27 protein-coding genes and 1 pseudogene are annotated in these 19,797 nt (G+C 69.0%); 4 read left to right on the top strand and 24 right to left on the bottom strand.

Annotation, left to right across the window (positions count from 1 at the left end):
• The first annotated feature begins 95 nt into the window (after nucleotides 1–95).
• Entirely contained in the window at nucleotides 96–392 is a 297-nt protein-coding gene (locus ACFWXO_RS19105) for a hypothetical protein (protein WP_380525028.1), read from the top strand.
• A 21-nt stretch (nucleotides 393–413) separates the two neighbouring features.
• Here ACFWXO_RS19105 and ACFWXO_RS19110 read toward each other — a convergent pair whose 3' ends face one another.
• Both ACFWXO_RS19110 and ACFWXO_RS19115 read right to left on the bottom strand, forming a co-directional pair.
• Entirely contained in the window at nucleotides 414–1,049 is a 636-nt protein-coding gene (locus tag ACFWXO_RS19110; RefSeq protein ID WP_380525029.1) for a hypothetical protein, read from the bottom strand.
• A gap of 4 nt (nucleotides 1,050–1,053) precedes the next feature.
• Nucleotides 1,054–1,602 (bottom strand): RBBP9/YdeN family alpha/beta hydrolase, encoded by a 549-nt coding sequence (locus ACFWXO_RS19115; protein WP_380525030.1) that lies wholly within the window; start codon nucleotides 1,600–1,602, stop codon nucleotides 1,054–1,056.
• A gap of 328 nt (nucleotides 1,603–1,930) precedes the next feature.
• On the opposite strand from ACFWXO_RS19115, the pseudogene ACFWXO_RS19120 reads away from it, so the two are divergent.
• A pseudogene (locus tag ACFWXO_RS19120) lies at nucleotides 1,931–2,095 on the top strand (DJ-1/PfpI family protein); the annotation flags it as partial.
• Nucleotides 2,096–2,161: 66 nt separating this feature from the next.
• A complete protein-coding gene (locus ACFWXO_RS19125; protein ID WP_380525031.1) occupies nucleotides 2,162–3,745 on the top strand; it encodes a recombinase family protein in 1,584 nt (527 codons plus the stop codon).
• Nucleotides 3,746–3,829: 84 nt separating this feature from the next.
• On the opposite strand, the gene ACFWXO_RS19130 is transcribed toward ACFWXO_RS19125, so the two are convergent.
• The 9 genes from ACFWXO_RS19130 to ACFWXO_RS19170 form a co-directional block, all read right to left on the bottom strand.
• The gene (locus ACFWXO_RS19130) at nucleotides 3,830–4,024 is read right to left on the bottom strand and encodes a hypothetical protein (RefSeq protein ID WP_380525032.1); all 195 of its coding nucleotides are present in this window, start codon (nucleotides 4,022–4,024) and stop codon (nucleotides 3,830–3,832) included.
• Entirely contained in the window at nucleotides 4,021–4,617 is a 597-nt protein-coding gene (locus tag ACFWXO_RS19135) for a hypothetical protein (RefSeq protein ID WP_380525033.1), read from the bottom strand. Before ACFWXO_RS19135 ends, ACFWXO_RS19130 begins: the two co-directional genes overlap by 4 nt.
• A gap of 114 nt (nucleotides 4,618–4,731) precedes the next feature.
• Nucleotides 4,732–4,908, bottom strand: coding sequence for a hypothetical protein (locus ACFWXO_RS19140; protein ID WP_380525034.1), 177 nt, complete (start codon nucleotides 4,906–4,908; stop codon nucleotides 4,732–4,734).
• A 64-nt stretch (nucleotides 4,909–4,972) separates the two neighbouring features.
• Nucleotides 4,973–6,028, bottom strand: coding sequence for a hypothetical protein (locus ACFWXO_RS19145; protein WP_380525035.1), 1,056 nt, complete (start codon nucleotides 6,026–6,028; stop codon nucleotides 4,973–4,975).
• 196 nt (nucleotides 6,029–6,224) lie between these two features.
• Nucleotides 6,225–6,599 carry a hypothetical protein gene (locus ACFWXO_RS19150; protein ID WP_380525036.1) on the bottom strand — a complete coding sequence of 125 codons (375 nt, stop codon included), beginning with the start codon at nucleotides 6,597–6,599 and terminating at the stop codon, nucleotides 6,225–6,227.
• Nucleotides 6,600–6,768: 169 nt separating this feature from the next.
• Nucleotides 6,769–7,224, bottom strand: coding sequence for an endonuclease domain-containing protein (locus ACFWXO_RS19155; RefSeq protein ID WP_380525037.1), 456 nt, complete (start codon nucleotides 7,222–7,224; stop codon nucleotides 6,769–6,771).
• Nucleotides 7,214–9,073 carry a DNA polymerase gene (locus ACFWXO_RS19160; protein ID WP_380525038.1) on the bottom strand — a complete coding sequence of 620 codons (1,860 nt, stop codon included), beginning with the start codon at nucleotides 9,071–9,073 and terminating at the stop codon, nucleotides 7,214–7,216. Before ACFWXO_RS19160 ends, ACFWXO_RS19155 begins: the two co-directional genes overlap by 11 nt.
• A 4-nt stretch (nucleotides 9,074–9,077) precedes the next feature.
• Nucleotides 9,078–10,634 (bottom strand): phage/plasmid primase, P4 family, encoded by a 1,557-nt coding sequence (locus ACFWXO_RS19165; protein WP_380525039.1) that lies wholly within the window; start codon nucleotides 10,632–10,634, stop codon nucleotides 9,078–9,080.
• Nucleotides 10,616–11,524 carry a hypothetical protein gene (locus ACFWXO_RS19170; RefSeq protein ID WP_380525040.1) on the bottom strand — a complete coding sequence of 303 codons (909 nt, stop codon included), beginning with the start codon at nucleotides 11,522–11,524 and terminating at the stop codon, nucleotides 10,616–10,618. Before ACFWXO_RS19170 ends, ACFWXO_RS19165 begins: the two co-directional genes overlap by 19 nt.
• A gap of 87 nt (nucleotides 11,525–11,611) precedes the next feature.
• Here ACFWXO_RS19170 and ACFWXO_RS19175 point away from each other — a divergent pair, with 87 nt between their 5' ends.
• Nucleotides 11,612–11,986, top strand: coding sequence for a hypothetical protein (locus ACFWXO_RS19175; protein ID WP_380525041.1), 375 nt, complete (start codon nucleotides 11,612–11,614; stop codon nucleotides 11,984–11,986).
• 86 nt (nucleotides 11,987–12,072) lie between these two features.
• On the opposite strand, the gene ACFWXO_RS19180 is transcribed toward ACFWXO_RS19175, so the two are convergent.
• From ACFWXO_RS19180 to ACFWXO_RS19240, 13 genes are all read right to left on the bottom strand, one after another.
• Complete coding sequence (locus ACFWXO_RS19180; protein WP_380525043.1) at nucleotides 12,073–12,477, bottom strand: hypothetical protein; 405 nt, start codon at nucleotides 12,475–12,477, stop codon at nucleotides 12,073–12,075.
• Nucleotides 12,477–12,656, bottom strand: coding sequence for a hypothetical protein (locus ACFWXO_RS19185; RefSeq protein ID WP_380525045.1), 180 nt, complete (start codon nucleotides 12,654–12,656; stop codon nucleotides 12,477–12,479). Before ACFWXO_RS19185 ends, ACFWXO_RS19180 begins: the two co-directional genes overlap by 1 nt.
• Nucleotides 12,653–12,832 (bottom strand): hypothetical protein, encoded by a 180-nt coding sequence (locus ACFWXO_RS19190; RefSeq protein ID WP_380525046.1) that lies wholly within the window; start codon nucleotides 12,830–12,832, stop codon nucleotides 12,653–12,655. The genes ACFWXO_RS19185 and ACFWXO_RS19190 overlap by 4 nt, the downstream gene beginning before the upstream one ends.
• Before the next feature lie 3 nt (nucleotides 12,833–12,835).
• Complete coding sequence (locus tag ACFWXO_RS19195) at nucleotides 12,836–13,132, bottom strand: hypothetical protein (RefSeq protein WP_380525047.1); 297 nt, start codon at nucleotides 13,130–13,132, stop codon at nucleotides 12,836–12,838.
• 85 nt (nucleotides 13,133–13,217) lie between these two features.
• Nucleotides 13,218–13,970 (bottom strand): hypothetical protein, encoded by a 753-nt coding sequence (locus tag ACFWXO_RS19200; RefSeq protein WP_380525048.1) that lies wholly within the window; start codon nucleotides 13,968–13,970, stop codon nucleotides 13,218–13,220.
• A 96-nt stretch (nucleotides 13,971–14,066) separates the two neighbouring features.
• Entirely contained in the window at nucleotides 14,067–14,888 is an 822-nt protein-coding gene (locus tag ACFWXO_RS19205) for a hypothetical protein (RefSeq protein WP_380525049.1), read from the bottom strand.
• A gap of 74 nt (nucleotides 14,889–14,962) precedes the next feature.
• A complete protein-coding gene (locus ACFWXO_RS19210) occupies nucleotides 14,963–15,151 on the bottom strand; it encodes a hypothetical protein (protein ID WP_380525050.1) in 189 nt (62 codons plus the stop codon).
• A 480-nt stretch (nucleotides 15,152–15,631) separates the two neighbouring features.
• Complete coding sequence (locus ACFWXO_RS19215; protein WP_380525051.1) at nucleotides 15,632–15,820, bottom strand: hypothetical protein; 189 nt, start codon at nucleotides 15,818–15,820, stop codon at nucleotides 15,632–15,634.
• The gene (locus tag ACFWXO_RS19220) at nucleotides 15,817–16,368 is read right to left on the bottom strand and encodes a hypothetical protein (protein ID WP_380525052.1); all 552 of its coding nucleotides are present in this window, start codon (nucleotides 16,366–16,368) and stop codon (nucleotides 15,817–15,819) included. Before ACFWXO_RS19220 ends, ACFWXO_RS19215 begins: the two co-directional genes overlap by 4 nt.
• 119 nt (nucleotides 16,369–16,487) lie before the next feature.
• A complete protein-coding gene (locus ACFWXO_RS19225; RefSeq protein WP_380525054.1) occupies nucleotides 16,488–17,129 on the bottom strand; it encodes a hypothetical protein in 642 nt (213 codons plus the stop codon).
• Between the two features lie 211 nt (nucleotides 17,130–17,340).
• Complete coding sequence (locus tag ACFWXO_RS19230; RefSeq protein WP_380525055.1) at nucleotides 17,341–17,622, bottom strand: hypothetical protein; 282 nt, start codon at nucleotides 17,620–17,622, stop codon at nucleotides 17,341–17,343.
• Between the two features lie 41 nt (nucleotides 17,623–17,663).
• Nucleotides 17,664–17,909: a hypothetical protein gene (locus tag ACFWXO_RS19235; protein WP_380525056.1), complete on the bottom strand. Its 246-nt coding sequence runs from the start codon at nucleotides 17,907–17,909 to the stop codon at nucleotides 17,664–17,666.
• The gene (locus ACFWXO_RS19240) at nucleotides 17,909–19,780 is read right to left on the bottom strand and encodes a LysM peptidoglycan-binding domain-containing protein (protein ID WP_380525057.1); all 1,872 of its coding nucleotides are present in this window, start codon (nucleotides 19,778–19,780) and stop codon (nucleotides 17,909–17,911) included. Before ACFWXO_RS19240 ends, ACFWXO_RS19235 begins: the two co-directional genes overlap by 1 nt.
• Nucleotides 19,781–19,797 lie beyond the last annotated feature (17 nt).

Consider the following 19,797-nt stretch of genomic DNA (forward strand, 5'->3'; position numbering starts at 1 on the left):
GGCCGCGGCGCGCCGCCCCCGCCGCCCCCGCGCCCCCCGTCGTCCCCCCCGCGCGGCCCCGCGCCCCCCCGGCCCGTCGGCGGACGATGGGCGCCATGCCGCACAGCTTCCTCGGCGTCCCCGCCGTCCTCTGGCCCTCGATCGGCTACCTGGCCGGTTACCTGGTGATCGCCGTCGCCGCCGCCCGCGAACTGCGCGGCGGGGTGAGCGCGGCCAACGCCGTCCGGCAGTGGACGGCGGTGGTGTGGACGATGCCGGGGTTCCTGCTCGCGATGGCCGCCAACCCGTTCCCGGACGGCACGGCGGCCCGCTTCCTGTCCGCCACCGCGCTCGGCGCGGCGGGCAACGCGGCCCTGCTGGCGCTCACCGCCCACGCCTTCGGGCTGCGCTGACACCTCCCGCCGAAGTCGGCGCTACCGCGCCTCGACCGGCTCGCCGGTGTCCTGGTCGAGGTTGAACACCCGCCGGTAGGAGTCGGTGACCACGGTGATCCGGGTGCGCCCCGTCCAACTCGCCGTCACCAGCCGGGCGTCGTCCGGGCCGCCGCCGACGTCCGCCAGCAGCCAGCGCCGGGCCGACCAGCCCTGCCCGCTCTCCAGCAGCACCTGCCAGTGCTCACCGGCCTGCGGCCCGGAGCCGTACGAGCGGTGCACCACCACCAGCGAGCGCTCCGCACCGGCCGGCGCGTCCTCCCGGCTGCGGCTCTCGGCCGCCGACACCTTGTGCGCGGCCAGCACGCCGAGCAGGAACACCACCCCGGCGGTCACCGTGACCGCCCGGGTGGCGGCCCGTACGGCGGTGCGGCGGTCGCTCAGCCAGGCGGCCGCGATCAGCGCGCCGAGCGCGCCGCCGAGCATCAGCTCCGGCCGGTTCAGCAGGTCGGCGACCAGCATCAGTCCGCCCGAGCGGCTCTCCCACTGGCCCTCGGTGTACAGCAGGACGGCCGCCGCCCCCGCGGCGAGCAGCAGTCGGGCCAGCAGCCGCCTGGCCCGCGGCGACCGGCGGCGCCGGTACCGTTCGGTCCACTCGTCCATCGTCCCCCCGGTCATGTGCTCACAGCTCCATGAGGAGTTTCCGGCCCTCCGGCCAGTCGCCCAGCCCGGAGTCCGCGTTGAGGTGCCCGTACGCGCCCGGCTCGACGTAACGGGAGCCCCAGGCCCGGGCGAACTCCCGGGCCCGCTCCGGGGTGATCCACGGGTCGTCGGTGGAGGAGACCACGACGGTCGGGAACGGGAGGCGCTCCAGCCTCACCGGCCGGAAGCCCGACACCTCCGGCACGTCGGCGTTGTCCACGTCGGCGGGGGCGACCAGCAGCGCGCCCCGCACGGCGGCGGTCCGCTCGGCGGCCGCACCGGCCGCCCAGTCGGCGGCGGTGACGCAGCCCAGGCTGTGCGCCACCAGCACCACCGGCCCGTCGGCGGCGGCCGCGGCCACCGCCGCGTCCACCCGCGCCACCCAGTCCGCCCGGTCCGGGTGGTCCCAGTCGGCCTGCTCGACCCGGCGGAAGGCCTCCGGGTCGGCGGCCTCCCAACGGGTCTGCCAGTGCTCCGGGCCCGAACTCTGGTACCCGGGGAGAACGAGGTAGGTCGTGCGATCGGTCATGAGCTCCTCCGGGGCGGTTCCGGCCGCGGCCGGTGGACGGCCGGTGGACGGGTCGTGGACGGTCGGTGGGCAGGCAGCACGAGAGTCTAGGCCTCGCCCGCAACCTCCCCACAGCCGGGCACCGCACCCACCGCCCCACCTACCCCCGCCCCGGCGCGCACGGCTTGCGGCCGGCGCGCGCGCCGGGTGGTGCGCCGCCGTACGCCTGGTGCGCCCTGTTGCCAACGGCGCGGCCGGTACGGGAGGTTGGTGCGGGCCCGGGTGCGGCGGCCACCGCGCCCGGGCCCGCACCAGGACCGAGGTTCGATCACGTGGAGGGATGTCGGCGATGACATCGAAGATCCTGCTCGTCACCGGGGACGCCGCCGAGTCGTTGGAGGTGTTCTACCCGTACCAGCGGTTGCGCGAGGAGGGCTACCAGGTCGACATCGCCGCCCCGACCAAGAAGCGCCTGCAGTTCGTGGTGCACGACTTCGTGGACGGCTACGACACCTAGGACGCGTAACCAATCGTGCACCTCCGGGGTGCGGGTTCGCTCCGCACACCGGAAGGTAGAGGTATGGCGGACCAGGAAGCCAAGCTTGTCGACCTGCTGCTTCGGAAGTCGCAGGTCGTCACAGGCGTTGCTACTCAGGAGATCCTCTCGCTGAAGTCTCAGGAGGTGAGAGGCCGGGCCTGGGCGAAGCGCAACGGCTACACCGTGCGCCAGGTCTGGCGGGAGAACCTGTCGGCCTATAGGGCGGGGGTCAAGCGCCCAAATTTTGATGCAGCAGTTCATGCCCTGCTTGAGGGTGAAACGGACTGCCTTTGGGCATATGACACCTCGCGGTACAGTCGAAAAGGTGCCGGGGATGTGTTGAAGATCCTTGACAGTCCTGGCAAGCGTCTGGTCTTCGACCTGAACAGGCTTGACACTGAAATCCCTGAGGATCGCGTTCGGATCATCAGTGACGCCGAGAACGACCGTGAGTACAGCCGGAAGCTCTCGCAGAAAGTCAAGGACACAAAGTCGACGCAGCGCGACGAGGGGAAGTGGCTCGGGACCGCCCCAGACGGCCTCAAGCGCACGAAGAAAGGCAAGCTCAAGGCCGGCAGGCGGTGGCCATATATTGAGCGCATTCACGAGGAAGCGGCGGCAGGGCGATCTCGCGCAAAAATTGTGGAGGGTTTGAACCTCGACGAGATCCCTGCTTATCGGGGTGGCCCCTGGCGCGAGCCGACTGTGGGGAAGATTCTGCGAAACCCTGTTTATCTTGGATGGCAGACGGTTTCGGTTAGGGGAAGGCCGCAGCTTTACCTGAACTCCAAGGGCAAGAAGGTTCGCGTCTTCGCCAAGGGATTTGATGGGATTCCAGAAGAAACGTGGAACGCGCACCGCAGGATCGCCGCTTCTCGATCCGCAATCCCTGGGCTCGTTGCAGCGGTCGAGGCGGCTTCTCGTGTCGACGGCGAGGAGCTGAGCCGACACCCCCTGGCTGGGATCATGTGGTGCCATGGAGGTGGCGTCGATCCCAAGAAGGGCCACCGCGCAAGCTCCAAAGGGAAATCCTTCAAATGCGTTAAGGCATCAAGCGGTCTCGTCTGCGCCAAGCCTTGCAGCACAACGCGCGTGGGGGTGTTGAAGGTAGTTCTTGCGGCTTGGAAGGCAAGGCTTGCCGCGAACGATCCGACCGATCCCACCATGCTCGCGGTCTCTGAGGGATGGGTCGCGCTTTCGCAGCCGGACGAGACTGCCGCGGAGGCCGATGCGCGGGCCCAAATTAAGATCGCGGAGGAGGCCGTTGCCAGGCTCGATCGATTGAATGCTGCCGGAGCCTACCCGGGCCGCGACGGAGAATTCACGTTCGCCAAGCTTCGCAGGGCTGCCATGGAGGATGTGGCGGCTGCACAGGAGATTTGGGAAAGCGTGGCTCAACCGCTCGGAGATATCTCCATCCTGACCGACCCTGAACGGTGTGCGAAGCTCTGGGAATCCTCATCGGACAACTATCGTGGGCAACTCATTCGGCTCGCCATTGAGAGGGTCTTTATCAAAAAGGCTTCCTATACCGGCCAGCGAGTGACACCTGATCGTGTCGTCATTGTATGGAAAGAGCCGCGGGGATGGCAGTCGTCACAGGAACACGATCAGCAGGTCGGGTAGATGGCTTGAAACGCAGAAATGGCCCCCGGCCAGCACTGTTCGCACAGTGCTGGCCGGGGGCCTTCGTGGTGGGTCAGGTGGGGCTCACCATCCGATGTTCTCTATGTCGGTGGCGAGGCCGAGGGCGACGGGCTTTGGGATGGGGACGATCGATCGGGTGAGCTGGCCGGGCGAGGAGTGCTCGGTCTCGATGACGATGACGCCCACGCCTGCGGGGGTGCGGGCTTCGTAGGCGCGGGCGGCCTGGTGGACGATTGCGTGGATCACGGGAAGGGTCACGACTGTCCGCCTTGGAGCAGGTAGTTCGCCATCGCGATGCGCGCGGCCACCCCAGCGTCCGGGCCGAGCAGTTCGGAAGCACGCAGGAACGCGCGCTCGCGGTCCACGGTGCCGTTCTGCGGGAGCATCACGTCCGCGAAGGTCGACGGCTGCGGGGCAGGCGGATGGCCGGCGACAGCCGACTGGGGGGCGGTGAGCAGGTCGGCGAGGACCGGCTGCGGGACGGCGCTGGGCGAGGTGGAGCCGCCGGCCGTGAGGTAGGGCTGACCGGCCTGGCGGGCCTGCTCGGCCTGGCGGGCGGCCTCCATCTCCCCGAGGCGCAGGGCGGCCTCAGCCTCCTCACGGCGCACGCGCTCGATCTCCTGGACGGTGGCGCGGGAGTGGGCGGCGACCTGGGTCAGGGTTTCGCCCAGGGATTCGGCGGTCTCGGGGCTCAGGTAGATAGAGGCGGCGGTCTGTCCGCAGTGGACCAGGAGGCCGATGTCCCCCTCGCCGTCCACGTGAGTGCGGGCGTAGTCGCGGGGCCCGTCGTACTTGCAGGAGAAACGCTGCTCGTCCAGGTGGACGGTGAACTGCTCAGGTGCGGTCGTCATCGGTGTTTCCTCCGGTGGTGGTCAGGTTTTTGGCGATGCACGGGACGGCGCTCACCCGGGCGTCGAAGGCTTGCTTCTGGCAACCCCGGGCCTCGGTGCGGGTCGCCGTGTCTCTCAGGTGAACAGGCCCAGAAACGCCTGGACTTCGCGGGCGGAGTGCCCGCCGTCGTAGCGGACGGTTCGGTCGCCCCGCGTGATCTCCAGGCAGTAGCCGTCGCCGTCGCAGTGGTCGGCGTAGACGCGCAGGGTCGCGCCGCTGCGCAGCTCGTAGGTTCCGACTGGGCTCTTCATCGCGGGGTCCGCTTCCTTCCGTGGGGGTTCGGAACGGTTGAGCCGGGGCGGTTAACAGCGCTCCTCACGCGGCACCGCGGAGCTTCTTGCGGGCGCGCGACCAGGTGGCCTTGACGGTGCCGGGGGTCTTGCCGAGTGCTTCGGCTATCGCGGTGGCGTCGAGCCGGCCGTCGTCGGTGAGCATCGGGGGCTCGCCGTCGAAGCCGAACGCTGCGCGGGCGATGGCGGCCTCGGTCGGGGACATGGCAGCCAGCATCTGGTCGGCCTTGACCTTGGCGGCGCTGGTGAAGCGGGCGGTCGTCTCTGCGTCCGCGGCCCGGTCGATGATCGCTCCGCTGGCGTGCTTGCCGCGCTTGCTGCCGGTGACGCGAACACCCTTGCAGCGCACGGCGTCCCGCGAGATGGCGATCGGGTTGAGGGCCAGGGAGGGCTGGAGGTCGGTGCACCAGCCCGCGGTGGTCGCTGCGGCGACCACCGGCCGGCCGTCCTTGACGGCCACACGCAGGCGGGCCGAGCGGGGAGTGCTGCCGAGCGGGGTGTATTCGACCAGGTGGTCCGGGTCCTGCGCGGTGGAGGCGTCGAGCGTGTTCTCCGGGACGCTGTCCAGAGGCAGGGGCCGGGTGAAGGCCGCGGCGGCGAGGTCGGCCTGCTCGGCAGAGAAACGGCGCTTGGTGACCGGGTGGTTGACCAGTTCGTCCTTGGCCGCCTCGAAGTCGCCCGCGGAGCGCATGAGAGCACCCATGAAGGCTCCTGCGGCATCACGGGATGCGACGGGGGCGATCTCGCGGGTGGCTGCTGCCAGGCCGTCCAGCTTGGCCCGCTGGTACGCGTAGCTGGTGAACTCGGCACGGTTGTCGGCGTCGACGTCCCAGGCGTGGATGGCGCGCCAGAACGACAGGCGCATCTCCTGGGCGATGTCCTGAGCGGCCTGGCGGCTGTCGCCCTCCATCTGCTGGGCGCGCTTGCGGGAGACGGACAGGGCGATGCCCTCAAGTCCGTTCAGGATCTCCTCCGTTGCGACCCGTCCCCGGTCGAGCTTGCCCATGCCGGTCAGGGCGGTCAGCGGCTTGGGGGTCTGGGCCTGGGTGATCAGGGCGGGGGTGATGCAGGAGGAAGGCATGGAGGTTCCTTGGCATGTGCAGAACAATGACCCAGGCGTCGCGCATCGCGGACCGGCGAAGGCGACACGTCAGGGCAGGGCGAGGCCCGCAGTCGGCAGTGCCGACCGCGTCAGGGCATGGAAAAGGCCCCTGTCGAACTCCGGATCAACCGAAGGGCAGGGGCCTGGAGCGACCTGGCGCTAGGTCAGGTCGACATCAGATTCCGCGTCCGCTTCGGCGGAAACCCGAAGCGGAGGCGATGGCGACGTGGCGCGTGAGCAGCGCCATGCAGCTGTCGAGCAGTAGGTGCAGGGCCCGCTCGAAGCGGGCACGAGCCGGTTCGGGGCTTACGACCCTGTGGACGTGCAGCTCCGCCAGGGCCCGGAGTTCGAGCCGGGAGACCTCGCGCGGATCGGCCGCGTGGAACAGCACTCGCAGCCGCACTCCTATGGCGATCGAGAGGCCGAGTGCGGACCGCAACTCCCGCTCGAAGCAAGGGCTTGCGATCGCGGCGACCTGCCGACGGACCCGGGTCAGCCGGCCCAGGAGTCGGCGGGCGCCGACAAGAGCAGCCCACTTCTTTGTAGACACTTCCCGCTCCATAGCTTCACGGAATGCACACATTTGGCGTGATGACGGTACGTGGCGAGCCCGACACGAACAACGCCACTCTCGGGACTTCTGGTCTAGGTCAAGAGTCCTGGTTAAACCAATAACCAGCGGCGTTTACGCAAAGTGAAGGCAAAATGTGACTGAGGCCTCACTTGCTGTACGCGCGAAGATACGCAGCCCCTTTGTCGAGCCGGGTCGAGGAGTCGCCGAAGTGGCCGAGCGCGGAGTTCTCGCCTCGGCACAGCAGCCGTCTGACCGCCTGCCCCTTCGGCTTGTCGTGGTCGTGGTCCACCACCAGGCGGTCCCCCAGGGCTGCCTTCCGCCCGCAGATCGCGCAGCGCCAGCGCTGCGCGCGGCCCATTCGCTCGTACTCGTCCAGGGTGATGCCGTACAGCCTGCGCAGGCGGGAGTCCCGCCTCTTGCGGACCACCTGCGGGTCCTTGTTCGCATTGTTGTTCGCGACCTTCACGCAGGCGCGGCAGATGTTCGCCCGGCCGTTCGGTGTTCGCTTGCGCCGACCGAACCGGACCAACGGCTGCTCGTCGTCGCAGACCTCGCAGAACTGGGTGAACTCGCTCTCGGGAATGCGTACTTCACGCTGCATAGGCCCACTCCTTCGGCAGGCCGTAGCCGTCCGCCCAGCTCGGCCCGTAGACCTCGGCGTCGGTATCCAGTGGGACGCCGAGGAGGTTCATCTTCATCGCGTCCGCGCACGCCTGGGCGACGTCCGCGGTCTCCCTCTTCGGAGCCGTGCCCACCACCTCGTCGTGCACCCACATGGTCAGGTACGGAGTCAGGCCCTGGTCGTCCATCGTGATCAGCGCCTGGCCCATCGTGTCCCGGGCCGTGGACTGGCAGGCGTAGGCGACGGACTTGTACAGCTTGTCGCGGTCCAGGTGCAGCCGCCGGCCGACGACCGTGGTCATCGTGCAGCGCTCGGCGAGGGCAACTCGCTGCATCTTGCGGGCCCACCGCTTGATCCCGGGGAAGGCCCGGCCGTAGCGCTGGAGCGTGTCCCGCATGACCTCGACCGGCTGACCCGTCTGCTTGGCCAGCGTCGCCGCCCCACCCTGGTATGCGGTCCCAAGTCCGGCGATCTTGGCAAGGGTGCGCTGGGCCTTGGTGTAGTCCTCGCCGAACATGAGCTTGGCGGCGTAGCCGTGCAGGTCGTGGCCTTCGGCGATGGCCCGGACCATCCGCGATTCGCCCGACAGCGCGGCCAGCACCCGCAGTTCGACGGCCTGCTGGTCGACCGAGAAGTACGCGTGCCCGCTCTCGGCGACCACGCAGCGGCGTACCTCCCAGCCGTGGGAAGGGAGTTGGGCCATGGCGGGGTCGGAGTGAGAGGCCCGGCCGGTCTGCGCCCCCAGCGGATTGATCTTCGGGTGGATGCGATCGAAGGCGTCGCGGTTGTTCAGCATCGCCTCGGCGTAACTGGTGGACCACTTCCCGGCGCGCTTCGCCCTCAGCACGGCGTCGGCGAGCACGTTGGGCTCGCGCATACCGAGCCGCTGCCAGTCCTGGTCCAGGTCCGCCAGCGGCAGCAGCACCTCCTTGGCCACCGACAGCGCGCCGCTGTCGGTCTTCTCGATCAGCCGCTCGCCCATGCCGAGCAACGCGCCGGCCACCTGGTCGGGGCTGTTCACCGAATCCACGCCGAAGCGGGCCGCCACATCGGAGAAGAGCTTCTTCTCGTCCGCGAGGCGGCCCACCAGGCCCTTGGTGTAGGCCGGGTCGATCAGCATCCCCCTGCGCTGGATCTTGGCGCAGATCAGAGCGAGCCGGTGTTCGTACGGCAGCAGGGCCGAGCGCAGGCCCTCGGCCTTGTACCGGTGCAGCAGCTTCGGCAGTAGCCGGGCGACGAGCAAGGCGTCGAGACCGGCGTACAGCTCGTAGACGGGATGCGAGAGGCTGATGCCGGCCCAGCCGGTCTCCTTGGTCAGACCGAGCCCGTTGAACACCCTGGTCAAGTCGCCCTGTGTATCGGGCGCCTGGGGGTCGACGTACCAAGCGGACAGCGGTTTGAGGGACAGACCGACGCCGCCCTCGTAGTCGTGGCGGCTGTCGAGGAGATGGGCGGCCACCCGGGAGTCCTGGGCGCGGGGGTAGAGGTCTTCGAGCCGGATGCCCAGCTCGGTGTCGACCTTGAGCGCGTCGAACGCCAGGTTGTGCGCGACCAGGTTCGGCAGCTTCGCCAGGGCCTCGATCGTGGCCTCGCGGAAGGCGTCGCCGAGTTCGACAGGGATGACCCACGCGGTGTGGGTGTCGCCGAACTGGGCGAGCCGTATTCGGTCGGTCCAGGCCAGGCCGGTGGTCTCGGTGTCGAAGCCGATCAGCGTGCCCGCGTTGGCGTGGGCGGTCCACCAGGTGCGGAACTCCCGCAGGTCGTCACCGTTCTCGGCGACCTTGATCTCGACTGGCTCTCCGGCCAGCCGGTACGGGTGTACCCGCATGTGCTCATTCCTCGTCGGTGGTATGGAAGATCCCGGGGCCGGCGGCAGCGGTCTCGGCGGCGAAGCGCACGCCGAGCAGCATCCGGCCCTTGTTCATGCGGTGCTGACGGATACCGCGCTCGTCCAGGGCGGAGACGAATCCGCGGCGGGTCCACGCCTTCTCTCCCTGCGCCTCGCACCAGTCGCGGTACGCGTTGTAGGCGTCCTGAGCCGGGACGTACTGAGCGTCGTCGCCGGTCTTCACCAGGACGTCCGTCAGGAACTCCGCCAGGGCGTCCGAGTTCTCCTTGAACGCGCTGGTCGCCGTCTTGATGCAGTCGGGCTCCTTCAAGCCCTCGGCGTACCACTCGACCGCGCCCGCGACGGCCCACGCGGCGATCCCCTCGGCTTCCTCGCGCAGCGTGGCGAAGATCGAGTGGTCCCGCTCCTCCGGCTTGAAGTACCGGTCGAAGCGGATCAACTTCACGCGCCTCCACAGCCCTTCGTCCTGCGACCGGAAGCTGGGCGTGTGGTTGGAGGCCAGCCACAGCAGGAAGGTCGGCTGGTAGGTGAAGAAGTTCTCCCGCATGAAGCGCGCGGTCAGCCGGTCCGATCCGGTCGCCCGCTTCAGCACGGACTCCGACATCGGCTTGCCGGCCTCGCCCTCCGAGGCCATCACCATCCGGGCCCCGCGCAGCGCGGCCAGGTCAGCGGGGATGGAGCTGCCCCGGTCCTCGAACGTCTCGAATCGCGTGGTCTCCGACAGGTCACCGAAGACATGGCTGAGGGTGTCCAGGAACACGGACTTGCCGTTGGCCCCGGTGCCGATCAGAACGGCGAACGCCTGCTCCGCGGTGGACCCGGTGATGCCGTACCCGCACAGCCGGCGGATGTAGTCGACCATCGACGGCTCGGTGGGGAACACCTCCGTGAGGAAGCGACGCCACCGCTTGGCCTTCGCCAGCCGGTTGTAGTTCCAGGGCAGCGACTTGGTCAGCATGTCCGCCGGGTCGTGCGGGCGCATGATTCCACTTGCCAGGTCCACTGTCCCGTTGGCGAACGAGAGCAGGTGCGGCCTGTTGTCGAAGTCGTCCACGCTCACGTGCACTCCGCGCACCGAGGCGAGTTCGCGGATCAGGTCGTCGATCCTTCTCGCCATCGTGAAACCCTTCGCGGCCTTCGCCAGGGGCAGGGCCGAGATCTGCTTCTCGTACTCGGCCTCCAGCGCGTCGCCCGCGAGTTTCAGTGTCAGAGCCTCGCGGATGACCGCCTTCTCTCGGGCCAGCGTCTCGACCATCGCGGCCCCGAGGTCGTGGGCGGCCTGGCGCACCAGCACCTCGTTGCGCACCCAGTGTGTCCCGCTCCACACATGGAAGCCGACGCCGTCGGCGTAGCGGATGCCGCCCTTCATGAACTGCACGAGGGCGTGGGCGTTGACGATGTCGCTCGCCCCGTAGCGGGATGCCGCCTCGCGGTAGGCCGCGACCGCTTCGGCCGGGGGCAGCGTCAGCGCGGGCCGGTCCGGCTCGTAGGGCGTGGTCAGGCTGTCGATGGCGTAGGCCGTCATCGGTTCTCTCTCCATACTGCGTAGTCTGTGAAGCCCTCGGGGAGGGTCAACTGCCGGGCTTGCAAATCCCGTTGGTGGAGGGCACCGAGGATGGTGCGGCTGAACTCCCGCCCGGAGCGGTCGTTGTCGCCGCATACCCGCACGTCGCGCCCCGCCAGTCCGGCGGCGAGGACGTCCAGCGTGGCGGGGTCGTTGTTGAGCAGCGCGGCCCCGCGCACACCCACCGCGTTGTATCCGTCGGCGACGACCGCCAGCGGGTCCGACAGGCCCTCGGCGACCACCCACGGCGCGTCGGGGTCCGGTCCGGGGAACACCCCGTAGCGCTGCCACTCGAAGCCGTCCGGGTTGGCGAGCGAGATCCACCGGCCGGGGCAGCGCCCCGAGAGGTCCCGGCCCTGCGCGCCCCTGGCCACTCCCGCGAAGTCGGCCATCGGCACGACGAGACGGGGATGCCGGACAAACGAGGTCGGGACCCACTCGGGGCAGGGCTGCGGGCCCGGCCACCAGCGCAGGCCCAGCCGGTCCTGCTCGGCCGCCGTCAAGCCGAATCGTTTCTGCGCGTAGCTCACGGCCGGGGCCGCGTCGTCACCGGTTGGCAAGCTGTCCAGCCACACCCGCAGCGCCGCCGTCAGGTACGGGGAGACGGGCTCCGGGCGGGCTTCGGCGACGACGACCAGGCCCTCGGCGTCCACGTTGAACAGGTGCCGGGGCAGCAGGTCCATCCCGGCGACGATGTCCTCGAAGGCGCACCCGGCTCGGCAGGCCAGGCCCACCATGCCGGACGTCTTCAGGTTGATCCACAGCGACGGCTTCCCGTCGTCGTGGGCCGGGCAGCGGGCGACCCACTCACCGGGCTGGTAGTCCCGCCACTCCTCCAGGCGGTCCAGGATCTCCTGCATCCGCACGGCCCTCTCCTTTCCTAGGACGAGCCTCGACTTCCAGTCAGCAAAGCTGCCAGGTGACGAGGCTCAACTTCACTCGTTAGTTAAGACATGAAGATCGTTACACGCCTGATTACCACTGCCTTGGCTACGACGACTGCCCTAGCCGCAGGCAGTGCCAGCGCCTATGCCGCTACCACGTCGGCAGCCGACCTGTACAGGCAGTCACATGTCCATCGGCAAGGCGAAGTCGTGCCTTCAGACGGGCAGGAGCCGAGCGACAGCAACCCGCTCGGGAAGAACCCGGGCGACAAGACCCCGACCGACGAGATGAACCCGGGCAGCATCCCGAGCGCGCCTTCAGACGGGCAGGAGCCGAGCGACAGCAACCCGCTCGGGGAGAACCCGGGCGACAAGACCCCGACCGACGAGATGAACCCGGACGGAACCCTGAGCGGGAAAGACCCAGGCAAATCAACTCGCTAGCCGCTGGGGTGCCTCATCGAGTGGTCAGCTCCCGTGTATGGACTCGTCGCCATGGCAGGTCCACAGGCTGACTGTCTCGCTATGCGCTAGTAACCGGCCTCCCGCAGGGCCTTGACGATCGCCGCGTGGGTGCGGATCGAGGTGATGGCGTACCCCTCCTCGGTTCGTGCCCGGGGCTTCTTCACGTACGCGACCCCGAAGGGCATGCCGGCGTTCCTCGCCTCGGCCTCGGCCTGGCGGACGTAGGCGGCGAGGTCGTACGACTTCTCGGCCTTGCATTCCCCGGCGAAGGGGCGCACCCCGAGGTCGCCGATGTCGTTGACGCCCTCCTGCACCTGGCGGCGGACGTTGTCCGGGTCCAGGGGGTCCTTCCAGCGGACGGCGCGGTCGCCGTCCGTCCAGAACTCGCGGTACTGGCCGAGCTGTTCGTTCAGGTAGTCGGCGACCGCGGTCTCCCACCCGGTGCCTTTCGCCTTGTTGCGGTTGGCCACTACGCGGTCACCACCGTCACGGCCGCACCTCGGAACACGGCGACCGCCGCGGCCTCCCAGTAACGGGCGAAGTCCGGGCGGGCGCGGGCGTCGTGCAGGAAGAGCAGGGTGTCCCTGGGACCGGCGAGGCGAAGGTCGCCGAGGGCCGGGGCGATGCCCAGCCCGATGCGGTAGGTCATGTGTCGCCCTCCCCTTGGCGCGGCTCGCGGAAGTCCGCGGTGTGCGCGGCGTCCGAGGCCCGCAGCAGACGGCGCGGGGACGCGCCTTCGGCGGCGAGCACCCGTGCTCGGGCGTGCAGGAAGGCCCGGCGCTGCTCGGGCGGGACCTTCCACAGCGGAGTGAAGGGGTCGGTCAACGCTCAGTCCCTCTCCGGGAGATGGGCCCAGGAGGTCCGGCGGGCGATGTGGCGGCAGGCGCGTTCGGAGATGTTGAACGCCTCCGCGAGCGCGGACAGGCCGGCGCCCAGGTCGGCGGAGCGGCGGATGGCGTAGACCTTGCGCTCGGTGAGCTTGGCCTGCGAGTTGCGGGTGCCGGCCGATGGCGGGCGCGGCGGCTCACGGAAGGCGGAGCGCATGATCTCCTGCGCCCGGTCGGTGCCGGCCAGGGGGTTGATCAGGCGTGCCGGGATCGGCTCGGCGATGGTCGGGGTGTGCACGGGGTTCTCTCTCCGGGGTATGCAAAGCGGGACCGGCCCCGAAGGACCGGTCCCGCTGGTGTGCTGCTGGTGGCTGGAGCGCCGGTTAGAACGGCGGCTCCTCCTCGACGGCCGAAGCCGGGGTGTCGGTGATCGCCAGCTCGTACGCCTTGATGACCTTGGCCGTGAGCTTCTGGTAGTCCACGTCCCGGCCCGCCTTGCTCGTGTACTGCACGCGCTCATTGATCAGGTGGACCAGGGCCGGGCCACCGACCTTGGCCAGCGCGTTCTTCAGCGCGGGCAGCTCGCTGATCAGGGTCCAGCCGGACGACTTGTAGCGGAAGACGCCCAGGTCCGGGTCGTGCGCCAGCTTGAAGCTGATGCGGATGTCCGGCTTGGGGCCCCGCTCGTCCTTCGCCCGTGCCCGCAGCTCCGCGATGGTGCGGGGGCAGCGGCAGGGCACGCCCGCGTCCTCCGGCGGGCTGAGGAAGGCGCGGGTGTCGCAATGGTGGGCGAGCTTGCCGTTGACCCAGTGCTTCATGTCGAACTCGATCGCCTCCGGGCCGTCGATGACGACCTCGACGCGGTCGGTGTCGGTGTCCACCGCGATGGCGTCCTCGGCCTCGGTCTCCAGTTCGTGCGGCGTGCCGCCCAGCAGCTCCGCCACCGCCTCCGCGGTGGCCGGTATCGCGCTGGTGACGCGCCACTTGTGCAGGGCCCGGGGGAAGCCGCCGGCCGGGTCGGGCTCGTAGGCCCGGAAGGTTCCGGCCACGTCCGGGCGGGCGTTGGCTTCGGCGCGTTCCGCACGCTCGGCCAGGTCGGGGTCGCTGGCGAAGATGTTGTCGAGTGCGTTGCTCAAGGTCTCTCTGTTCTCTTGGGGACGGCGGGCCGGACGGCGGGCCGGGCGGCCCGCCGGGTTCACTGGTGTTGAGCCGGGGCGGTTAACAAGCCCTGGTCAGGCAGCGCGGCGGGCGGTCCCGGTCTGACGGCCGGCCTCGTTGGACCAGGCGACGCGGCCGATGATCCCGGCGTCCGAGGCCCGGTCGTCGGCGAAGCGGCGGCGCAGGGTCAGGAACCGGTCGAAGATCGGCCGGTCGATCTTCACCGGGCGGAACTCCGCCCTCTGCGGGGTGATGTGCAGCACCGCCCCGGCGTCCACCTTCGGGAACACCTGGATCTTGCGGTCCACGGTGATCAGATCGTCCGCGTGGGCGTAGGCCGCGAGCTGCGAGGCGACCGAGGTGTACACGCTCTTGCTGGTCTTCAGGTCGCCCAGGATCGTCTTGCCGTTGATGCGGACGAGGAAGTCGAAGCTGCCCGCGTACTCGTGCTCCCGCGACCAGGCGACGTCTTCGGCGTGCAGCAGCTCGGGCTGGTAGCGGTCGAGCCACGCCTCGATGTGCGGGACGTACGGCTCGACGTCGTGGTGCGGATAAGGCACCTCCTCGCCGCGTAGCCGCAGCTCGAAGTAGTCGTGGACCAAGCTGCCCACGTCGGCGCGGACCTTGGTGTACCTCTTCGCCGCGAACTTCAGGAAGTCCACGGCGGCCTGGCGGTCGCGGGCGGCGATGCGCTGGACCACCTCAAGGTCGGTCACCGCGCACTCGGCTGCCATGCCGGCCGACCAGTCCTGCAAGAAGGGCTTCGCCTCCATGTTCAAGATGGACGTCACCGACGGCGCGAGGTCGCCCGACTCCGGGTGGACGTAGTAGCGGGAACCCCGCTGGTGGACAGTGCGGACGCCTTCGGACATGTAGTCCTCTCTGTTGCGGGGCATGCAAAAGCCCCGACCGTCTCGAAGACAGCCGGGGCTGATGGTTACTTACTTACTTCACCCATGGTCGGATGGATCTATCGCCGCCGGAGCATGGACCACAGCATCGGGCCCGTCATGCCGACCGTCATGGCGGTTTCCATCGGCCAGCCGAGCTGGTGGTGCAGTGATGCGGCGACCAGGGCCCCGTGGCCGTACACGGCGGCGTCCTTCCAGGTGATCGGGCGGTCACCGCGCGAGGGGGAAGCGGGCGGAGGCTGTGACATGATGAGGTGTTCCATTCTGTGGATGCCAGTCCGCACGGAACTCGCGGGCCACTCCCATTGCACGGGGGTGGCCCGTTCCGCTTGACGGCAGCCTACGACCCGTCAGGCCCTATTCCAAATCACACTTGTTCGGCCACGTATTGAGCCAGCTCAGAGGCCATGACAAGGTAATGGGTACCATGAAAAAGACATCGAAGTGTCTTGTCCTCGCCCGGCGGGCCAGCATGCTGGCGCGCCAGCGTGTCAACATGCTGACGATCCATCCATTTGAGCAGGTCAGCCGCCTAGTCGACATCAACTCTGCCCATATTGCAATGAAGCACTATGGGTCAACTCATAGAGTTAAGCAATGCGCAGCGGAAGTTATATAACTTCCGCTCGAATAGCGTCTATGTACCAATGCTCAAAGAGCTTTTCTTGCCGCTGCCAGATAAATCCGACAGCGTCCAAAATAGCAGCTTCTGAGCCATCGGGCGACAGTTATCGGAACAGTGGCAGGGTTTCCGAGAAGCCGGGCACCTCCGCCTCGACGCGGGCGTGCGCGGCCTGTTCGTCGGCCTCGCGCTCGTCCGCAGTCAGCAGGTCCGGCACGGGGGTGTAGATGAAGACGACGTTCTCGATCGCGGTTGCGGTGCGGTCGATCGCGTCGAAGCGCTCGCGCAGTGTCATTGGGCCTCCAGGGCTTCGCGGACTCGGGCGTGGAAGGCGGCCAGGGTGCTGGTGTTCGCCACGATGAGGTCGGCGTGCTCGGGTCCGAGCTGTTCGCTGGGGTGGTCGCCATCGGCCCCGCACCGGTCGATGAACCAGACCGTGAACCCCGCCTGCCGCAGGCCGGCCACCTCGTTGACGAAGCGTACGTCGGTGACCACGACCGGCCCCTGCGAGGCGGCGGCGGCACGGCGGCACTGGTTGATCCAGAAGTTTGGGTCCACGTGGTGGCGGATGCCCTCGGTGCCGAGCCGCTGCAAGAGCCTGCGGGCCTCCGGGAACCTGTCCTTGACCTCCTCCCAGCCGTGCCGATCCACCGCGTCTGCCAGGTGCACCAGGGCCGGCGCGTCCACGCCCATCAGCTCGGTGCCCACCACCGGGTCGATGTCGTACGCCATGTGCTTGAGCGGGTCTGCCAGCGCGAGCCGCACGTACCCGTACTCGGCCAGGACCCCGGCCGTCGTGTCCTTGCCGGATCTCGCCCGGCCGATCAGTGCAATGTTCTTCACGGTCGCCTCCTCGCAACCGTTAAGCCGCACCGGTTAACAACCACCCGAACAGCACCGGAACGCGAAGAGGCCCCGCCCTCCCAAGATCGGGAAGGCGGGGCCTCTGGGGGGTACGGGTGTCAGCTCAGCGCGTTCTCCAGCACGAGCAGCGCCGCGCGGGTCTCGGCGAGTTCCTGGCGAAGCTGGTCACGGGTCTGCGGGTCAAGCCCTTCGAAGGACCTCGGGGTCAAGGCCGCGATGGCGCGGTGAACAGCGCTGACTACCTCGGGGCTGCGGGCCGACGAGGCCTCTCCGTCGGATGCGAGCACGGCCGCGCCGATCCGCTGAAGTTCTGTTCGCCGCTGGTAAGTCTCCGCGCGGATCTCGCTCTGAGCCTTGGGGATGATCTTGAAGTGGGCGAAGATTTCGTCGGCGGACGAGAGACCCGGAAAGAGCCGGTTCCGCTCGTCAGGGCGGTGGTCAAGCTGCTGGATGTAGGCAACCCGGACCGGGGACAGGGCTTCCCGGATTGACTGCGCGAGGCTCTGTCGCTCCTTGGTGACCCGCTTGCGCTCCTCCGCCGTGCACAGGGGCGGCGGGGCTAGGCCGACGGCATCCAGGAGATCGGCCATCCACCCCTTCATCCTTCCTCCGCTGCGCCGGAGGTCGGGCAACCCTTCCGACGTGGTGAGGATCAGCATGGCCTGGAGCACCACGTCCGCGACGGGGCCGAACTCTCGCGTCTCCTTGGCAGAGATGGTCAGGGGCAGCGCCTTGTCCATCAGCTCCTGTGCACCAGGAACGTCGCGCCAGTCCTGCACGGGCCGTCTCAGGGCCATCGGGTCGGGTCCTCCTCTTGGTGGACAGTCGGTCCACCACATTCGCTTGCGTCGGAGCGTTGTGTAACCAATGACGCTCCGCCCCCATTCCACCACGCCGGCCTCGGGAACGACGAAAGGCCCCGACCCGCCCGAAGGCAGGCCGGGGCCAGGTTCACCGCTTGCTCTTCATCCCGTCGCTCTGCGGTGGGACGGCCGTCTGGTCAGCGTGGGGGCACGTGCAGCACTGGGCAAGCGCTTGGACGCGGGCAGCCTCGGTGTTGGCGGCGTCGGTCTCGTGGGTGACAACGCGCTTACCCGCGGAGTGGCCGGCGGCCATCGTGGCAATGGTCAGCAGCAGGCCGATGACGGCTTCGTTGGTCTCGATGCCCGCGAGCCTCGGCACGACGGTGCCCAGTGCCGTCAGCGCGGCGACGAGGGCCGACCGCGCCTTCACGGGGTTCTCCGTGATCCAGGACTTCAGGTCTTCGATGGTGGTCAGCCCTTCAAGCGCGCGACGACGTCGGTGATCAGTGCGGTTCCGCCGGCGAGGCCGGACGCCACGACGCCGTAGCGCCAGCGCTCCAGCGCGCGGACGCGGTCTTCGTGGTCACGGAGTGTCTGGTCGACCGCATCGCTGCTCTGGGCCAGCGAGCGGACGTCCTCCCGGACCTCGACCAGGGTGTCGTAGATCTCGCGGGGGCCGATGACCACGCCGCCCAGGCGCTCGTCCTCGTTGGCCATCAGTACCCCCCGCTGTTCCAGGCGATCGACTCGAACGAGCCGTAGGTCGCGTTCGCGTAGCGGACCCCGGCGATGATCGAGTCCACGGGGTTGATGATGTCGCGGTGGCCGGGCAGCGAGTAGGCGTCGAAGGTCGGCCGTATGCACTGGAGGAGGCCGTACGTGCCTCCGTAGAGCGCTTCGTTGGAGTCCCAATGGTTCTCGGCCTTCGGGTTGCCGCCGGACTCGACCATGGCTCGGTGCTCGATCGCAGCAGCGGACGGGACGAGATCGCCGTTGGCCCGGAGGATGTCCCGAGCCTTCTCGATCCATCCGGTGAGGTCGTTCGAGTAGCCGCTGCTCTTGGTGACCGGAATCCCCACGGCGGCTGGCCGGATCTTCGGCTTCGGCTCAGAGGCCACCGGGGCCGCGGACTTCGGGGCCGGGCGCGGGACGGGGGCGGAGCCGTCCGGGATCACGATCCCCTGGCCGGGGAAGATCAGGTCTGGGTTCGCCACCGTGGTGGTGTTGGCGGCGACCAGGGCCTCCAAGGTGACGCGGCGGCTCGCGGCGATGTCCCACAGGGTGTCGCCGGGCACGACGGTGTGGACCGGCGTGGCGCTGGCTCCGGCGGTGGCGGTCGGCAGGCTGATGACCTGGCCGACCTCGATCCGGTCCGGATCGGCGATCTGGGGGTTGGCGTTGACCACGGCGTCCAGGGAGACGCCGTAGCGGGTGGCCACGGCGGACAGGGTGTCTCCTGCCACGACGGTGTGGATGGTCGCACCGGTGACCGGGGTCGGCAGCGGGTCCGGATTTGGAGCGGGCTGCTCGGGCTCGGCCGGAGCGGGCGTCTCGGTCGCTTCCGGAGCCGGTGCCTCGCTCGGCGATGCCGTCGCAGACGCGGTGGGGACGGTGATCTGCTGGCCCTCGGCGATCCTGTCCGGGTCGCTGATCTGGGGGTTGAGCGAGAGCAGCCCGGCCACGGTGGTGCCCAGGGCCACAGCGATGCCGCGCAGGGTCATGCCCCGGCGGATGGTCATGGTGTGGGTGGCCGGCGGCTGCGGCGCGGGGGCGTCGCCGAACTCCGCGAGGAGGCGGGCGAGCTGCTTGGGGCCGGGGATGCCGTCCGTGTCGGCGGTGTCGCCGATGCGGAGCTGGTAGGCGCGGAAGCTCTCGGTGTCCGCGCTGCCCCACACCGGGCCGGGGCCCTCGGTGTAGCGGGAGCAGCCCGCGCGGAGGAGGGCTCGGCCCATGGCGGTGATGTGCTCGCCGCGCGCACCGGGGCCGTACGCCAGGCCGTTGATGGTGACGGCCCTGCCGGTCGACGGGGTGCTGGTGCCGCTCGTGGTGAAGGCGGGTCGGCCGACGCCGAGCACGACGGACCGGGGGCGGGCCTTACGCACGACGCAGCCGCCGGAGCCCTGGCCCGCGCCATCGGTGCGGGCGGTGTTGCCCTCGACGGTCTTGACCTGCTGCCCGGGAGCGGAGTCCTCCAGGACGATGCCCACGTGGTCGGCGGTGGGGCCGCCGTCCCAGGTGAAGAAGATGATGTCGCCGCGCTTGAAGGCGGCGTCCCGGCCGTACCACTGGCCCTTGTTGCGGAAGAACTGGACGTGCGAGGGGCAGTAAGCGAACTTGCCGACGACTGCACCTTCGCCGCGCTTGTCGGCACACCAGCTGACGAACATGTCGCAGTACGGCTCGTGGTTCAGCCCGTACCAACGGCCGAAGGGGGTGTCGTAGCACTTGCCGTTCGGGGAGAGGCCGCCCTGGTAGTTCTGGTCAGCCCACTTGGTGGCCTCAGTTATGAACGCTTCGAGAGAGATCAGGAATCCTTTCGGGCACGCCAGAGCACCTACGAAATTTCGTAAGTGCTCTGGCGTGACCACATACGCGATCGCGTAGG

Origin of the sequence: Kitasatospora sp. NPDC059088, from assembly GCF_042738155.1 — a bacterium.
Classification (GTDB): domain Bacteria; phylum Actinomycetota; class Actinomycetes; order Streptomycetales; family Streptomycetaceae; genus Kitasatospora.

Bases quoted from the DNA above. Each gene is read 5' to 3' on its own strand.
- ACFWXO_RS19185 (WP_380525045.1), bottom strand. From the start codon at position 12,656: ATGACCTACCGCATCGGGCTGGGCATCGCCCCGGCCCTCGGCGACCTT.
- ACFWXO_RS19145 (WP_380525035.1), bottom strand. From the start codon at position 6,028: ATGCCTTCCTCCTGCATCACCCCCGCCCTGATCACCCAGGCCCAGACC.
- ACFWXO_RS19225 (WP_380525054.1), bottom strand. From the start codon at position 17,129: ATGGACAAGGCGCTGCCCCTGACCATCTCTGCCAAGGAGACGCGAGAG.
- ACFWXO_RS19135 (WP_380525033.1), bottom strand. From the start codon at position 4,617: ATGACGACCGCACCTGAGCAGTTCACCGTCCACCTGGACGAGCAGCGT.
- ACFWXO_RS19140 (WP_380525034.1), bottom strand. From the start codon at position 4,908: ATGAAGAGCCCAGTCGGAACCTACGAGCTGCGCAGCGGCGCGACCCTG.
- ACFWXO_RS19115 (WP_380525030.1), bottom strand. From the start codon at position 1,602: ATGACCGATCGCACGACCTACCTCGTTCTCCCCGGGTACCAGAGTTCG.
- ACFWXO_RS19175 (WP_380525041.1), top strand. From the start codon at position 11,612: ATGAAGATCGTTACACGCCTGATTACCACTGCCTTGGCTACGACGACT.
- ACFWXO_RS19155 (WP_380525037.1), bottom strand. From the start codon at position 7,224: ATGCAGCGTGAAGTACGCATTCCCGAGAGCGAGTTCACCCAGTTCTGC.
- ACFWXO_RS19160 (WP_380525038.1), bottom strand. From the start codon at position 9,073: ATGCGGGTACACCCGTACCGGCTGGCCGGAGAGCCAGTCGAGATCAAG.
- ACFWXO_RS19205 (WP_380525049.1), bottom strand. From the start codon at position 14,888: ATGCCCCGCAACAGAGAGGACTACATGTCCGAAGGCGTCCGCACTGTC.
- ACFWXO_RS19105 (WP_380525028.1), top strand. From the start codon at position 96: ATGCCGCACAGCTTCCTCGGCGTCCCCGCCGTCCTCTGGCCCTCGATC.
- ACFWXO_RS19215 (WP_380525051.1), bottom strand. From the start codon at position 15,820: ATGACACTGCGCGAGCGCTTCGACGCGATCGACCGCACCGCAACCGCG.
- ACFWXO_RS19210 (WP_380525050.1), bottom strand. From the start codon at position 15,151: ATGTCACAGCCTCCGCCCGCTTCCCCCTCGCGCGGTGACCGCCCGATC.
- ACFWXO_RS19125 (WP_380525031.1), top strand. From the start codon at position 2,162: ATGGCGGACCAGGAAGCCAAGCTTGTCGACCTGCTGCTTCGGAAGTCG.
- ACFWXO_RS19235 (WP_380525056.1), bottom strand. From the start codon at position 17,909: ATGGCCAACGAGGACGAGCGCCTGGGCGGCGTGGTCATCGGCCCCCGC.
- ACFWXO_RS19110 (WP_380525029.1), bottom strand. From the start codon at position 1,049: ATGACCGGGGGGACGATGGACGAGTGGACCGAACGGTACCGGCGCCGC.
- ACFWXO_RS19165 (WP_380525039.1), bottom strand. From the start codon at position 10,634: ATGGAGAGAGAACCGATGACGGCCTACGCCATCGACAGCCTGACCACG.